General features: G+C 63.3%; 12 protein-coding genes. 5 read left to right on the top strand and 7 right to left on the bottom strand.

The features are described from left to right. Positions 1 to 213: 213 nt before the first annotated feature. From msrQ to C8N32_RS10865, 3 genes are read right to left on the bottom strand one after another with little or no spacing between them, the layout of a single operon-like run. A complete protein-coding gene (gene msrQ / locus C8N32_RS10875; RefSeq protein ID WP_107893012.1) occupies positions 214 to 792 on the bottom strand; it encodes a protein-methionine-sulfoxide reductase heme-binding subunit MsrQ in 579 nt (192 codons plus the stop codon). Positions 793 to 812: 20 nt separating this feature from the next. Next, on the bottom strand, positions 813 to 1,700 hold the full coding sequence (gene msrP / locus C8N32_RS10870) for a protein-methionine-sulfoxide reductase catalytic subunit MsrP (protein WP_107893011.1): 888 nt from the start codon (positions 1,698 to 1,700) through the stop codon (positions 813 to 815). Positions 1,701 to 1,758: 58 nt separating this feature from the next. Beyond that, positions 1,759 to 3,258: an FMN-binding glutamate synthase family protein gene (locus C8N32_RS10865; RefSeq protein ID WP_107893010.1), complete on the bottom strand. Its 1,500-nt coding sequence runs from the start codon at positions 3,256 to 3,258 to the stop codon at positions 1,759 to 1,761. A gap of 92 nt (positions 3,259 to 3,350) precedes the next feature. Here C8N32_RS10865 and C8N32_RS10860 point away from each other — a divergent pair, with 92 nt between their 5' ends. Further along, a complete protein-coding gene (locus C8N32_RS10860; RefSeq protein WP_107893009.1) occupies positions 3,351 to 3,788 on the top strand; it encodes a DUF302 domain-containing protein in 438 nt (145 codons plus the stop codon). A 32-nt stretch (positions 3,789 to 3,820) separates the two neighbouring features. Here C8N32_RS10860 and clpB read toward each other — a convergent pair whose 3' ends face one another. Next, positions 3,821 to 6,436: an ATP-dependent chaperone ClpB gene (clpB, locus tag C8N32_RS10855; RefSeq protein ID WP_107893008.1), complete on the bottom strand. Its 2,616-nt coding sequence runs from the start codon at positions 6,434 to 6,436 to the stop codon at positions 3,821 to 3,823. 191 nt (positions 6,437 to 6,627) lie between these two features. Between clpB and pyrF the strand changes: the two genes are divergently transcribed. Continuing rightward, a complete protein-coding gene (gene pyrF / locus C8N32_RS10850) occupies positions 6,628 to 7,326 on the top strand; it encodes an orotidine-5'-phosphate decarboxylase (RefSeq protein WP_107893007.1) in 699 nt (232 codons plus the stop codon). Here pyrF and C8N32_RS10845 read toward each other — a convergent pair. Both C8N32_RS10845 and C8N32_RS10840 read right to left on the bottom strand, forming a co-directional pair. Next, positions 7,313 to 7,579, bottom strand: a complete 267-nt coding sequence (locus C8N32_RS10845; RefSeq protein WP_107893006.1) for an NfeD family protein — start codon at positions 7,577 to 7,579, stop codon at positions 7,313 to 7,315. The two genes, pyrF and C8N32_RS10845, sit on opposite strands and share 14 nt — an antisense overlap. Continuing rightward, the gene (locus tag C8N32_RS10840) at positions 7,576 to 8,457 is read right to left on the bottom strand and encodes an SPFH domain-containing protein (RefSeq protein WP_107893005.1); all 882 of its coding nucleotides are present in this window, start codon (positions 8,455 to 8,457) and stop codon (positions 7,576 to 7,578) included. Before C8N32_RS10840 ends, C8N32_RS10845 begins: the two co-directional genes overlap by 4 nt. 114 nt (positions 8,458 to 8,571) lie before the next feature. Here C8N32_RS10840 and C8N32_RS10835 point away from each other — a divergent pair, with 114 nt between their 5' ends. Next, positions 8,572 to 9,825: a DNA polymerase IV gene (locus C8N32_RS10835; protein WP_107893004.1), complete on the top strand. Its 1,254-nt coding sequence runs from the start codon at positions 8,572 to 8,574 to the stop codon at positions 9,823 to 9,825. A 13-nt stretch (positions 9,826 to 9,838) separates the two neighbouring features. On the opposite strand, the gene C8N32_RS10830 is transcribed toward C8N32_RS10835, so the two are convergent. Next, a complete protein-coding gene (locus C8N32_RS10830) occupies positions 9,839 to 10,897 on the bottom strand; it encodes a TRAP transporter substrate-binding protein (protein ID WP_107893003.1) in 1,059 nt (352 codons plus the stop codon). Between the two features lie 254 nt (positions 10,898 to 11,151). On the opposite strand from C8N32_RS10830, the gene C8N32_RS10825 reads away from it, so the two are divergent. Both C8N32_RS10825 and C8N32_RS10820 read left to right on the top strand, forming a co-directional pair. Continuing rightward, positions 11,152 to 13,065 carry a sensor histidine kinase gene (locus C8N32_RS10825; RefSeq protein WP_201132395.1) on the top strand — a complete coding sequence of 638 codons (1,914 nt, stop codon included), beginning with the start codon at positions 11,152 to 11,154 and terminating at the stop codon, positions 13,063 to 13,065. Then, positions 13,062 to 14,411, top strand: coding sequence for a sigma-54-dependent transcriptional regulator (locus C8N32_RS10820; protein ID WP_107893001.1), 1,350 nt, complete (start codon positions 13,062 to 13,064; stop codon positions 14,409 to 14,411). Before C8N32_RS10825 ends, C8N32_RS10820 begins: the two co-directional genes overlap by 4 nt.

The following is a 14,411-nucleotide window of genomic DNA, read 5'->3' as shown; positions in this document are numbered from 1 at the left end:
GCACCCCTCAGCGCCGCCGGTGAAGGGGTGTTTACGGAGACTCGCAAACCTCCGCAACCCCCAATCCAAAAAAATGCAAAAGTTTTTTGATGGTCTCGGATTTTACCCCAAAACCTTGGGGTTGGCGAAAGAAAAACAACAACGCAGCCCCCTTTGGGAAATTTCCTTTCGCGCCCGCGGAGGCTTGCCGCGTCCTCCGAAAGATTTCCCCCCTCAGGCGGGGAATCGCACCCGCAGAAGACGAATCCTGAAGCTGAGAAGTGTAATGATTACAGCCATGTAAAGAATCGGCGCTGCGGGCCAGCCTTTCACCAGCATCAGGTAATGCACCCCACCCAGGGAAACGGCGGGATATGTCAAACGGTGCAGCCGCCGCCACCGTGCCGGCCCAAGTCGGCGCACGGCCCGGTCGTTCGATGTCAAAGCCAGCGGAACCAGCAGCAGCCCCGCCGCCATCCCGACTGTAATGTAGGGGCGTTTCACCAGGTCCGCCCAAATCAGCGGCCACGACCGCAGATCCAGCAGCCACACCCCCAGATGCAGGCACACATACACGAACGAAAGCACCCCAAGCGCCCTGCGAAACCGCACCAGGTTTACCCCTGCCCGGCGCAACGGCGTAATCGCCAGTACCGCGATCAGGAACTGCAACGCCGTTTCACCCAAATGCTGTTCCAGCGCGCGGACCGGCTCCGCCCCCAATCCGCCGGTAAGACCAAGCCAAAGCCCCCAAAACGCCGGAACCATGCCCAGACAATACACCATCCAAACCGGAACCCGGCGCAATCCCATGGCAATGGCCCCGCTCCGGTTCAAAAATCCCGCTCCAGGTCCATTCCCCTGTAAAGCCCGGCGACTTCATCAGCGTATCCATTGAACATGCGGGTCTTGCGGCGCCTGTCGAACAGACCGCCCCCAAGGGGACGTTCTGTCGCCTGCGACCAACGCGGGTGGTCGACCCTGGGATTCACATTGGCATAGAATCCGTATTCGTCCGGGGCCAGGTCGGTCCACGTGGTCACGGGGCGTGTATCGGTCAACGTAATCCGCGCAACGGATTTGATGGATTTGAACCCGTATTTCCATGGCACGACCAGCCGTAGCGGCGCACCGTTCTGGGGGGGCAAGTCTTTTCCGTAAAGGCCCGTGGCAATCAGCGTCAGCGGGTGCAGCGCCTCGTCCAGCCGCATCCCCTCCCGATAGGGCCAGTCGAGGAGCCTGGATCGCTGACCCGGCATCTCCTTCGGACGATAGAGCGTTTCGAACGCCACGTATTTCGCCGATGGCGCAACACCCGCAATCTGCAACAGATCCGCCAGTTCGAATCCGTTCCAGGGAACGACCATTGCCCAGGTTTCGACACATCGGAACCTGTAGATGCGCTCCTCAATCGTTACCTTCTTGAGAATGGCTGCCAGATCGTAATCGCCAGGGCGCTCCACCAGGCCATCGATCTTCACCGTCCAAGGGTCGGTGGTCAGATGCGCCCCGTTACGTGCCGGTGCGCTCTTACCGTTTCCAAGCTCAAGAAAATTATTGTAGCTCGTGACGTGCTCCCAACTGGTGAGGCCGTTCACCCCGGCCCGTGCCGGCAGGGCACCCAAAGCCGCCGCGCCGGCGATGATCTCCCGCCGGTTCAGGAAAACCCGTTCCGGCGTCACGTTGCTCCACTTCAACCGGTTCTTCCAGCGTCCTGCCATCGGCGGTCCCTCCCCTCACATCCGTCTTAACCGGATGCGAACGCACGCCAAAGGAAACTCATTTCACGATCTTGTTGGCCGCACCGCTGCGGGGGAATATCTCACTCATCGGGCGCGAACTGCCATCGGGCAACACCACCCGCACATGACGGCGGCGCATCTGGCGCGGCTCTGCCACACCGACGGAATGTGCAATGGTCTCGACCTCGTTGATAACCGAGCGTGCGTAACGGGCGACGCGCTTGTATTTACGCTCCACCACCAGCCCCTTTTGCAGATGTGGCTGGTGGGTGGTGATCCCCGTGGGGCAGGTGTTGCGATTGCATTTCAACGCCTGGATACAGCCCAGCGCGAACATGAACCCGCGTGCGGACACGACAAAATCCGCCCCCGCTGCGATGGCCCAGGCCACGTCGCCGGGATTGACCAGCTTGCCGCTGGCGACCAGGCGAATGCGATCATTCAGCCCGCTGACATCGCGCAGGTCCGAAACCATCAGCATCGCCTCGCGAAGGGGCAGTCCGACAAGGTCGATCAGGGGCATCGGCGCAGCCCCGGTGCCCCCCTCGCCCCCGTCGATGGTAATGAAATCGGGGGCACTTTCCTCGCCGCGCTCCCGAACGATGCGGAACAGATCCTCGAACGGCTCCGGCCCGCCGACAACCGCCTTGAAACCCACGGGCTTTCCCGTGACATCGCGGATATGGGCAATCATGTCCAAAAGATCGTTCCAGTCATCGACCTCGGCGTGCCGGTTTGGGGAATAGCTGTCCTTTCCCATCGGCACACCGCGGATGCGGGCGACTTCCTCGTTGATCTTGGCGGCCGGCAGGATCCCCCCCTTGCCGGGTTTGGCCCCCTGAGAAAGCTTGATCTCGAACATCTTCACCTGCGGATTCGCCGCAACCTCGCGCAGTCTCTTGTCCGACAGGTTCCCCTCTTCGTCACGCACGCCATACTTGGCCGTTCCGATCTGGTAGACGATATCGCACCCACCCTCCAGGTGATACGGCGAAAGCCCCCCTTCTCCCGTATTCAGCCAAATCCCGGCCTCGGCCGCCCCCCGCGCCAGCGCCTGAACAGCGGGTCTGGAAATGGCGCCATAGCTCATGCCCGAGATGTTGAAGATCGAAGGCGCATTGTAGGGCTGTCGCGCATAAGGCCCGATCAACATCGGCGCGGTCGAAGCGAACTGATCCTCCAGAGGCGGAAAGGCCGCGTTCACGAAAATCGGCGTTCCGGGGATGTTGAGGTTGCGCGTGGAACCGAAGGCCACGGTGTTGCCGCGCCCTTCGCCCGCACGGGCGACCCAGTCCCGCTGGGCACGGTTAAAGGGCATCTCCTCACGATCCATCGCAAAGAAATACTGGCGAAAGAATTCCCCCAACGCCGTAAAGAGATGCCGGAAGCGCCCGATCACCGGATAGTTGCGCCGAATCGCATCCCCGGTCTGGATGCGGTCGATCATGAAAAGGACCACCACCAGCAGGAACATCACCCCCACAAAAAGCGCAAATGCCCCAGCCATGACTTGCAATGCGTAATAGGCCCAGCCCATGCTTCCTCCACGAGTCAAAGTTGCCCGACGACAGCACCTTGCGCAGAGCTTCGGCGGGATACAACCGCTCAAACCACAACAGGGAGGAAAGAATGAAAACCCATGTGCTCGCCCTCGTCTTCGGCCTTGCCGCGGCATGCGCGCAGGCGGATACGCCCGTCACCTACCCCGCGCCGCATGGCTTCGAGGATACGGTGTTCGGGCTTGAAAACGCATTGCTGAACCGGGGGCTGGTACTCGACAGCGTCAGCCATGTCGGCGAGATGCTGGAGCGCACCCGCGCCGATATCGGTTCCGACGTCATGCTGTTCACACGGGCGGATGTGTTCAGCTTCTGCTCTGCCGCCTTGTCGCGCGAGGTCATGGAAGCCGACCCGATGAACCTGCAATTCTGTCCTTACGGTATTTTCGTCGCCGAACACCCCGATGGAACAACGGTTGTCGGCTACCGGGCCTTTCCCAAAGGCGAAATGCAAAAGGTCCAGGCCCTTCTGGATGCCATCACGCGCGAGGCCGCGGGGCTTGAGTGAAAAGGCCGGATCCCCCCGGCCTTTCCGCATCGTCAGTGCAGGACGGCATCTTCCGGCGCCGGTCGACCGGAGTCGACGACCCGGTCCCCGATGACAAGGCCCTGCGCGCCGGCGGAGACGGTGATGGTTTCGCCGTCAGCCACTTCGCCGGCCAACAGCATCTCGGCCAGCCGGTCCTGAAGGCTGCGCTGAATCACCCGCTTGAGCGGCCGCGCCCCGTACACCGGATCATAGCCCGCATCCGCCAGCCATTTGCGCGCGGCCTCATCAAGGTCGAGTGAGATATTCCGCGCGGAAAGGCGGTTTTCCAGCCGCCGAAGCTGGATCGTGACGATCCCGTCCATATCCGCGCGGGAAAGCCGGTCAAAGATCACCGTTTCATCCAGCCGGTTGAGGAACTCGGGCCGGAAATGGGCGCGCACGGCATCCATCACATCGCGACGGGCGGCGACCGGGTCGGCGTCCTCGGGCAGTTGGCTCAGCGCCTGTGACCCGAGGTTGGAGGTCAGGACGATAAGCGTCTGCTTGAAATCCACCCTGTGTCCCTGCCCATCGGTCAGCACCCCGTCGTCAAGAACCTGCAACAGAACGTTGAAAACGTCCGGGTGTGCCTTTTCCACCTCATCGAACAACACCACCTGATAAGGCCGGCGGCGGACCGCCTCGGTCAACACGCCGCCCTCATCATACCCGACATAGCCCGGAGGCGCCCCGATCAGCCGCGCCACGGCATGCTTTTCCATGAACTCCGACATGTCGATGCGGACCATCGCGCTATCGTCGTCGAACAGGTATTCCGCCACGGCCTTGGTCAGTTCTGTTTTCCCGACCCCCGTGGGCCCAAGAAACAGGAAGCTGCCCAACGGGCGGTTTTCGTCGTTCAGTCCCGCGCGGGCCCGGCGCACCGCGTTGGCTACCGCGACCACGGCCTGCTTCTGCCCGATCACGCGCCGGCCCAGCTCCTCTTCCATGCGCAGAAGCTTCTCACGCTCGCCTTCAAGCATCTTGGAGGTCGGAATACCTGTCCAGCGTTCCACCACCTGCGCGATCTGCTCGGGGCGCACGGCCTCCTCGACCATCACGTCATCGCCCTGCTCTTCGGCTTCGGCCAACTGTTTTTCAAGCTGCGGGATGACCCCGTAAGACAATTCCCCCGCGCGGGCCAGGTTCCCCTCGCGCTTGGCGGCATCCAGTTCGGCGCGGGCGCGATCCAGTTTTTCCTTCAGCGCACGGGCGCCTTCCAGCTTGTCACGCTCGGCCTGCCACTGGGCCGTCATCGCAGAGGATTTCTGCTGAAGGTCGGACAGTTCCTTCTCCAGCCGCGCCAGACGATCCTTGCTGGCAGCGTCGTCCTCCTTCTTCAGCGCCTCGGCCTCGATCTGCTTTTGCAGGATCTCGCGGTCCAGAGCGTCCAGTTCCTCGGGCTTGCTGTCCACCTCCATGCGCAGCCGGCTGGCTGCCTCATCCACAAGATCGATCGCCTTGTCCGGCAGAAAACGATCCGTGATATAGCGGTTGGAGAGCGTCGCAGCCGACACCAATGCCGCATCGGAAATACGCACCCCGTGGTGAAGTTCGTATTTTTCCTTGATTCCCCGCAGGATGGAAACCGTATCCCCGACCGTCGGCTCCTCCACCATCAGCGGTTGGAACCGACGGGCCAGGGCAGCGTCCTTCTCCACATGCTTGCGGTATTCATCCAGGGTCGTAGCCCCTATACAGTGCAACTCCCCCCGCGCAAGGGCGGGCTTGATCAGGTTCGCGGCATCCATCGCGCCGTCGGTTTTCCCCGCGCCCACCAGGGTATGCATCTCGTCGATGAAAAGGATGATCTCACCGGCGGCGGATTCGATCTCCTTGAGAATGGCCTTCAGGCGCTCTTCGAATTCGCCCCGGTATTTCGCCCCGGCAATCAGCGCCCCCATATCCAGCGCCATCAGGCGTTTGTCCTTCAGGCTTTCGGGCACATCTCCATTGACGATCCGCAGGGCCAGCCCCTCGGCGATGGCGGTCTTGCCGACCCCAGGCTCCCCGATCAGGACCGGATTGTTCTTGGTCCGGCGGCTGAGGACCTGCATCGCGCGGCGAATCTCTTCGTCGCGGCCGATAATCGGGTCGATCTTTCCGTCGCGCGCAGCCTCGGTCAGATCGCGGGCGTATTTCTTCAACGCGTCATACCCCTCCTCGGCATTGGCGGTGTCGGCGGTACGGCCCTTGCGGATATCGTTGATCGCAGCATTGAGGTTCTGTGCGTTGACGGACCCGGCCTCCAGCGCCTCACGCGCAGCGGACTTCACCACCGCCAGCGCGGTCAGCAGCCGCTCCACCGGCACGTAACTGTCACCCGCTTTCCGGGCAAGTTTTTCCGCCTCGTCCAGGACCCGCCCGGTGGACTGGTCCAGATAAGTCTGACCGGCATCGCCGGTCACTTTCGGCATCTTCGCAAGACGGGCCTCCACGGCTTCGCGCACCTGCCCAGGGGCACCCCCGGCACGTGTGATCAGGTTGGCGGCAAGGCCTTCCTCGTCATCCAGAAGGGCCTTGAGAAGATGCTCCGGCGCCAGTCTCTGATGGCTTTCGCGCATGGCAATCGTCTGCGCGGCTTGCAGAAAGCCACGGGTCCGCTCCGTGAACTTTTCCAGGTTCATCGGTTTCTCCTTTCGTTCAAGCGCCCGTCTCCGGCGGGACCTGCCCGGCAGCGCCCCGACCTTTTGCAGGCCTTTTCCGGTATTTGGGCGCCGTCTGCACCTGTTGCAAGGGCACAACAGCTTTTGTCGCGCTGGACTTGTTCGCCACCCCGCCCTAACAGGGGCCAAATCTGCGAGAAGGATACAAACTCATGCAAGATGAGCGCCTGATTGTCGCCCTGGATGTCCCCGACGCCCATTCCGGGCTGCAACTCGCCACCCGTATCGGGGACGCGGTATCCTTCTACAAGATCGGCCTGGGGATGCTGACGGGCGGAGGGTTGGCGCTGGCCCAGGAACTCAAGGACAGGCACGGCAAACGTATCTTCCTGGACATGAAGCTTTTCGACATCGGCGCAACGATCGAGGCGGCGGTGCGCGGTCTGGCCCGGTTCGACCTCGACTTCCTGACCGTGCACGGAGACCCGCATGTGGTGCGCGCCGCGCAGGAAGGCAAGGCCGGATCGGGGATGCAAATTCTTGCCGTGACGATCCTGACCTCGCTGGACCGGGCCGATCTGGACGCGGGGCTGATCAAGCCCGGCGACATTCGCGAAATCGTTTCCGAACGGGCTGCCCGTGCGCTGGAAGCCGGGGCTGACGGCGTCATCGCCAGCCCGCGGGAGGCCGCGATGATCCGCGCCCTGCCGCAGGCCGAGGGCAAGCTGATCGTGACCCCCGGCATACGCCCGGCCGGCACCGAACCGGAGGACCAGAAGCGCATAGCCACACCGGCACAGGCGATCCGCGACGGGGCCGACCACATTGTCGTCGGGCGCCCGGTCTGGAAAGCCGAAGACCCCCGCGCTGCGGCCCGGGCGGTATTGGCAGAGTTGCCTAATCCTCGTTGATGTCGCGATCCCAGATCCTGACCTGACCCTTGCGAACGCCCAGCGCGGCACGCAACGCCATCCAGGCGGCCAGCGACACCACGGCAAAAATCAGCAGCAGCCACGGCACACTGACCTTCACGCCCAGCCACAGCGCCACACCCGCCACCGCCGCCCCGATGGCGAAGCCGAGAAACACATAGGACGGTACCAGGACCTCCAGAATGGCCAACACCACCGCCGCCGCCAGCCAGACCCACCAGAGCGTCATCATCCCCGCCCCTTGAGCATCCTGAAAGCATCCGAAAAGGCATCCAGCGCGTTGGCGGGCAGAACGACTGTCTGGTTTCCCTGCCCCGTGCCAAGCGCGGTCAGGGCCTCGACCTGTTTCAGCGCCACCTGGTACTGCGCGGCTTCCAGGCCGTTCTCGGCAATGGCCTGCGCCACGACCTTGGTCGCATAGGCCTCCGCATCGGCAGAGATACGCCGCGCCTTCGCTTCTTGTTCGGCCGCATAAAGCTGCGCATCGGCAGACAATTCCACGGCACGCTTCTGGCCTTCCGCCTCGGTCACCTGGGCGCGACGGGCACGCTCGGCATTCAATTGCTGGAGCATCGCCTCGCGCGTCGCCTGATCGAGATTCACATCGAGAATCTCGGCCCGCGTGACCTCGATTCCCCAACTTTCCACGGCGTCCTCGACGCTGGCCTTGATGGTGGAGATCAACTCCGCCCGGTTGGACTGAACCTCATCCAGTTCCATCCGGCCAATCTCGGCCCGGACGATCCCGGCCACGGTGGTCGCGATTGCCGCATCCACGTCACGGATGCGATAGACCGTCTTTTCCGGCTCAAGAATCCGGTAGAACACACTGGTTTCCACCTGCACCAAAACGTTGTCTGCGGTAATCGCGTCCTGGCTGGCATTGGGCAACTGGCGCTCCAGTACGGAAACCTTGTGCGCCACGCGGTCAAGGAAAGGCACGATCAGGTTTATCCCCGGCCCCAGTATCGCGCGCAGACGGCCAAACCGCTCTACCACATGCTTTTCCGACTGCGGCACGATCCGCACGCCCAGAAGAACACACAGGATGATGAACCCTGCCAAAAGCAGCACCACGAGATTGCCGCCCACGAGTGTCTCTGCATCCATACCTGGAATCCTCTTGAGTGAATCGCCTTCAATATGGTTGCCGCCGCCCCTGTTTGAAAGCCCTTGCCTAAGGTGCACGGCAGGCGCATCATGCCCCGACCCCGGACAACGCCCATGCCCGCCCTGTGCCGAGACTGTCTGACCTGCTTTGAAAATGGCCGCCGCTGCCCGGCCTGCGGACGCCCGCGTGTGATCCGCCATCCGGAACTGTTTACCCTGTCCATCGCACATATGGATTGCGACGCCTTCTATGCCTCGATCGAGAAGCGGGACAACCCGGCACTGCGCGACAAGCCCGTCATCGTGGGGGGCGGGCAACGGGGCGTGGTCTCCACCGCCTGCTATATCGCGCGCATCCGCGGGGTGCGCTCCGCGATGCCGATGTTCAAGGCGCTCAAGCTTTGCCCGGATGCTGTGGTGGTCAAACCCCGCGGCAGCGCCTATGCACAGGCCTCAGGCCAGATCCGCGCGATGATGGCGGAGCTCACCCCGGCAGTGGAGCCGCTGTCGCTCGACGAAGCGTTTCTCGACCTTACGGGCACGGCGCGCCTGCACGGGGCCCCGCCCGCCCTGCTTCTGGCACGGCTGGTAAACCGAATGGAGGGCGAACTCGGCCTGTCCGGATCCATCGGGCTGTCCTACAACAAGTTTCTCGCCAAGATGGCCTCGGACATGGACAAGCCCCGCGGCTTTTGCGTGATCGGAAAGGCGGAAACGCCGGATCTGCTGGCCAACAAGCCCGTCGGGTTGTTGTGGGGGGTTGGCACGGCGGGGCAAGCCGCGCTGGAGGCCGCGGGTATCCGCACCTTCGCCGATCTGCGCCGCTGGCCGCAGGAGGATCTGATCGAACGGTTCGGAAATCTTGGGCTACGACTGTGGCACCTGGCCCGTGGGCAGGATGCGCGCCGGGTCACGCCAAACGCGCCGGTGAAAAGTATCTCCAACGAAATCACCTTCCCGGAAGACATTGCGGACCCCGACATTCTTGACGGACACCTGTGGCGGCTGGCGGAAAAGGTGGCCGACCGGGCCAAGGCGAAAGATCGCGCGGGCCGGGTCGTGGTGCTCAAGCTCAAGCGTGCCGATCACCGGCAGATCACCCGCCGCCACGCCCTGCCCGACGCGACCCGGATGGCGGACCGCATCTACCGCACCGCACGCGACCTGTTCGCCCGGTCGGGAGAACGCGGCCCCTTCCGGCTGATCGGCGTGGGGATTTCGGAAATCGTCCGGGCCGAGGATGCCGACCGGTCCGGCGACCTGTTGGATCCGCAAGCCGCGCAGCGCACCAGGGCAGAGCGGGCGACGGACGAAATCCGCGCCCGCTTCGGTCCGGAGGCCATCAGAAAAGGCCGCGCCCTGCGCTGAGGCCGCGACGCGCTTACCGACGCCCGGTCAGCAGCGGCAAGCTCATGTCAGCGGCGTAGGCCGTGGCATCGGCAAGATAGGCATCGTAGCTTTCACGCACTTTCGCCACATCGGGATTGGCGGTTGTCAGTTCATCCCGCACCTCGGCCCAGGCCGTGCGCATCCCCGCCACGATATCCTCCGGGAAGGGGCGGAACTGCACGCCCTGCGCTTTCAGCTCCGCCATGGATCTGGTATTGAAATAGTCGAACTGCGCCTGCATCTCCAACGCGGCGGTCAGCGCGGCGGACTCGCAAATCGCCTGAAGATCGGGCGAAAGTTCTGCCCAGGCGCCGGTGTTGAAGATCACCGCCACGCCGGCACCGGGTTCGTTGAACGCCGGAACATAGCAATTCTGCGTGATCTTTTGCAGACCGAACGCCTGATCCAGGTAAGGCCCGACCCATTCGGCCGCATCGATCGCCCCCGATTGCAGCGCCTGGAAAATCTCCGGCGGCGGCATCAGTACCGCGTTGGCTCCCAGCTTACGGTAGATTTCCCCCCCAAGTCCGGCCACGCGGATGTTAAGCCCTTTCAGGTCGGCCACCGACGTCAACGGGGTCTTGAACCATCCCCCCGACTGGGTGTTCGAGTTCCCCGAATAGATCGGCTTGAGGTTTCGCTGGGCGTAAATCTCATCCCAGACCGCCTGCCCGCCGCCCCAGCGCAGCCAAGCGTAATGCTCTTGCGACGTCATCCCGAAGGGCACCCCCGTGAACCAGTGCAGGGCCGGGTTCTTGCCTGCGGCGTAATAGGTCGGCCCGTGCCCCACCGGCGCGTTGCCTTGCTGAACGGCATCCTCAACCGCGAAAGGCGGCACCAGTTCCCCCGCGCCATAAACGGTAAAGGTCAGCCGCCCGCCGGACATCGCCGCAACGCGCTCGGCAAAGGTGGTGACATTGGTGCCCACACCGGGAGCATTCTTGGGAAACGCCGTGGGCAGGTTCCAGTGGATCTTGCCGCTGGCCAATGCCGGAGCCGCCAACGCCGCCGTCAGGCCCGCGCCCGAGGTCAGGAAGGTTCTGCGATACATGGTGGTCCTCTCGTTCATGTCAGGAAAGCGCGTGCCAAAGGGCCACAACAACCGGCGAAACGCTCCGCCCGCCATGGCGGCCCCCGGATACGGGTCGCACGCACGATGCGCAAATCCGGCCCGTTTTGCAACCGCAACTCATTACACTTGGAATAACTTGATCTGGCACAACGCCTGCCTCCCGGAAAAGGAATAAACTTACCCATGACCGAAGCGCCTGAAAGGATGCATCTGCTGTTTAACCTTTTCCCACCGTGCCCCGGCCTGCAGCCGTTCCCGCAAGGGTTCCCGTGGTGACCACCGCGCCGTCCGGCCATGCGGGGCGATGGTGGGCCGGGCGTCTGCAACGACGCTTTGCAGTGATCTTCGGTGCACTCCTGGCAGCGATGTCGCTGGGGTTTCTTTTGCTGGTCACGACAACCTACCGCCAGCGGACTTTGGAAACCTACGAAGATGCCTCGATCAGCGTGAACCTGCTTTTGCAGGCCGCCCTGGAAAATGCGATGATCAAGCGCGATCTGGACGGGTTGCAGGATATCGTTCGACGTCTGGGATCGCAGGACGGGGTGCGGGCGGTCTCCATCCTCAACCCGAAAGGCGAAATCCGCTTTTCCTCGGACGCGGGCAGCCTGTTCTCGCAGATCGACGATCCGGCCTTCGGGACCGCCCTGGCCGACCGGCACCAGAAAACCGGCTTTCGCGCACCCGCCGAAGGGGTCGAGGTCCTGCGCAGCATCAACCCTGTCCTGAACAAACCGGTTTGCCAGCAATGCCACGGCCCGGTGGCCGACAACCCGGTCAACGGGCTTCTGGTGGTTGATTACGACGCCTCCGCCATACGGCGCAACCTGCGCGACGGGGTGCTTTTGCTTGGGGTTTCAGGGCTTTTCGTGATTGCGCTGGTTCTTGGGGGGTTATGGGCGGCGCTGCACCGGCTGGTCCTGGCGCGAACCGATGCACTGGCCACCACCGCGGCAACGATCGCGGGGGGGGATTTGTCCGTGCGCGTGGCGCAAACCGGACAGGATGAGATTGCCCGACTTGCCCAAAGCTTCAACACGATGGCCGACCAGGTCGAGGCCCAGATGGAAACGCTGCGCGCCAATGCCACCGTGCTGCAAGCCCTGATCGACGCCATCCCCGACGGGGTGCGCGTGATCGACGGGAATTTCCGCGTGCGCATGGTCAACGCCGCTTATTGCGCCCAGCTTGGCGTAACGTCCGATGAGGCCCTGCGCCTGCCCTGCCACGGCTCCAGCCACCGGCGCGGCGCCCCTTGCGTACCCACCCTGGTCTGCTGCCCGCTGGTGGAACTGCTGCAAAACGGGGCCCCGCGGATAAAGTGCAGCCACACCCATGTCACCGCCTCCGGCGCAACCCTGCCGGTGGAGCTCTTCGCCGTCCCGGTCACGCTCCGGATCGAAGGGGCGGAAATTCCCTGTGTTGTCGAGTCGATCCGCGACCTGCAAACCCAGATGAACATCTCGCAGGAACAGCGGCTCTCCGAGATGGGAATCCTGGCGGCCGGTGTCGCCCACGAGGTTCTGAACCCGATGTCGTCGCTGAAGCTGGCCCTGCGCAGCATTCGAAAGGATGCACGGTCCCCGCGGGCCGGATACTATCTCGACATTGCCGACGCCGAGATCGACAAATGCATGGATTTCACCGAAAGCCTCTTGCGGCTGGCGGCCCTGCCCCAGGGGGAGCGGGAACTGATCGACATGAACCCGATCATACGCGAAACCCTGGCCCTTTTGCGATTTGAGGCCGAGAAGGCCAATGCCCGCCTGGTCCCCGAACTTGAGGGGTGCCCCCGGGTCCTGGCACGGGATGGCGACATGCGGACCCTGGTTTTCAACCTCGTCCTGAACGCGATCCACGCGATGCCGGAAGGCGGTACGGTCAAAATATCCTGCCGCGCACGCGAAGGCACGGTCCGGCTGAGCATCCGCGACACCGGCGTTGGCATCCCCCCGCACGAGATCGACAAGATATTCCTTCCTTTCTGGACACGCCGCGCCGATGGCAGCCGCGGGCGCGGACTGGGACTGTCGATCTGCAAATCCATTCTCGACAACCTGAACGGCCGCATCAGCGCCGAAAGCGCCCCGGGAGACGGCGCGGTCTTTCATGTCAGCATTCCCGACGCAGACGAGGCCCGCGCATGACCCAGCCGCAGCACAGCATTCTCGTGATCGAAGACGACCAGAGCCTGAACGCCCTGTTATGCGACCATATCCGGGAGATGGGATATACCGCCAACGGCGTCCACTCCCTGGCCGAGGCCGAATCCCAGGCCGAAGCCCTGCACCCCGATCTCATCTGCGCCGATATCCGCCTGCCCGATTCCGAAGGGTTCACCCTGCTGGAACGGTTTTCCCCGCACTGCCCGGTGATTATCCTGACGGCCTTCGGCTCCATCGACCAGGCCGTGCGTGCGGTCCAAAGCGGAGCCAGCGATTACCTGACCAAGCCTGTCACCTTCGACACGCTCAAGCTCGCACTTCAGCGGGCGCTGGCGACGGCGGAACTCAAGCGGGACGTGGTGTTCTGGCAGTCTCTGGCCCGGCGCGGCAGCGGTGAACCGATCATCGGCGACAGTCCGAATGTCACCGAACTGCGCAGGCTGATCGACCTCTATGCGGCCTCGGCCCCGACCTTGCTGATCGAAGGCGAAGGCGGTGTGGGAAAAGAACTGGTCGCGCGCGCCTTGCACGAAGGGTCCGAACGCAAAGAGGAACGCTTCGTGCCGATCGACTGCGACCCGGCTCAGCAGACGATGACTGCTTCGGAACTTTTCGGGCACGAGCCCGACGCCATACCGGGTGCCGAAAACCGTCGCGAAGGGATGCTGGAACTCGCCGATGGCGGGACGATCTATATCAGCGACGTGGCGGAATTGTCCCCCGCGAACCAGAGCCGCCTGCTGCGGGTGATGGAAACCGGCGTGTTCCGGCGGCTGGGCGGGGTCCAGAATCTGTTTGCCGATGTGCGGATCATTGCCGCCACCAGCAACGACCTTGCGAAACTCGTCGAGGAAGGTACCTTCCGCAGCGAGTTGTACTACCGGCTCAGCGCCTTCCGAATCCCCGTTCCGCCCCTGCGCGAACGAAAGGAGGACATCCCGGTTCTGGCCAGGTATTTCGTCCGCAACCGAAGCTTTCAGCGCAACATCGACAAGGAACTCACCGCGCAGGCGTTACAGGACCTCACCACCTATGACTGGCCCGGCAACGTACGGGAGTTGCGCAACGTCATCGAACGCGGCCTGATCATGTCCGCAACCGAACCCGAGATCGCCCCCCATCACATCGCCCTTACCCCAGCCGCCGCGCGGTCGGACGCAGGCGTAACCCTGAGCTTCAGGGAAGAACCCACGCTCGACCAGATCCGCGACGTTTATCTGAAAATGCTTCTGGACCGGCACGACGGAAACAGAAAGACCGTCGCGCGCATCATGGGCATGAGTGAGCGCAACACCTACCGTCTGATCGGCAAGCTGAAGGAAACCTGA

The sequence above is a fragment of the Rhodovulum imhoffii genome (assembly GCF_003046545.1).
Lineage (GTDB): Bacteria > Pseudomonadota > Alphaproteobacteria > Rhodobacterales > Rhodobacteraceae > Rhodovulum > Rhodovulum imhoffii.
The sequence above is the reverse complement of the archived record's forward strand: the minus strand, read 5'-3'. Positions and strand labels throughout refer to the sequence as shown.

Coding starts and splice junctions, on each gene's coding strand:
- C8N32_RS10865 (WP_107893010.1), bottom strand. CDS start 3,258: ATGGGCTGGGCCTATTACGCATTGCAAGTCATGGCTGGGGCATTTGCG.
- C8N32_RS10840 (WP_107893005.1), bottom strand. CDS start 8,457: ATGGATGCAGAGACACTCGTGGGCGGCAATCTCGTGGTGCTGCTTTTG.
- C8N32_RS10830 (WP_107893003.1), bottom strand. CDS start 10,897: ATGTATCGCAGAACCTTCCTGACCTCGGGCGCGGGCCTGACGGCGGCG.
- C8N32_RS10835 (WP_107893004.1), top strand. CDS start 8,572: ATGCCCGCCCTGTGCCGAGACTGTCTGACCTGCTTTGAAAATGGCCGC.
- C8N32_RS10820 (WP_107893001.1), top strand. CDS start 13,062: ATGACCCAGCCGCAGCACAGCATTCTCGTGATCGAAGACGACCAGAGC.
- C8N32_RS10845 (WP_107893006.1), bottom strand. CDS start 7,579: ATGATGACGCTCTGGTGGGTCTGGCTGGCGGCGGCGGTGGTGTTGGCC.
- C8N32_RS10860 (WP_107893009.1), top strand. CDS start 3,351: ATGAAAACCCATGTGCTCGCCCTCGTCTTCGGCCTTGCCGCGGCATGC.
- msrQ (WP_107893012.1), bottom strand. CDS start 792: ATGGGATTGCGCCGGGTTCCGGTTTGGATGGTGTATTGTCTGGGCATG.
- clpB (WP_107893008.1), bottom strand. CDS start 6,436: ATGAACCTGGAAAAGTTCACGGAGCGGACCCGTGGCTTTCTGCAAGCC.
- msrP (WP_107893011.1), bottom strand. CDS start 1,700: ATGGCAGGACGCTGGAAGAACCGGTTGAAGTGGAGCAACGTGACGCCG.
- pyrF (WP_107893007.1), top strand. CDS start 6,628: ATGCAAGATGAGCGCCTGATTGTCGCCCTGGATGTCCCCGACGCCCAT.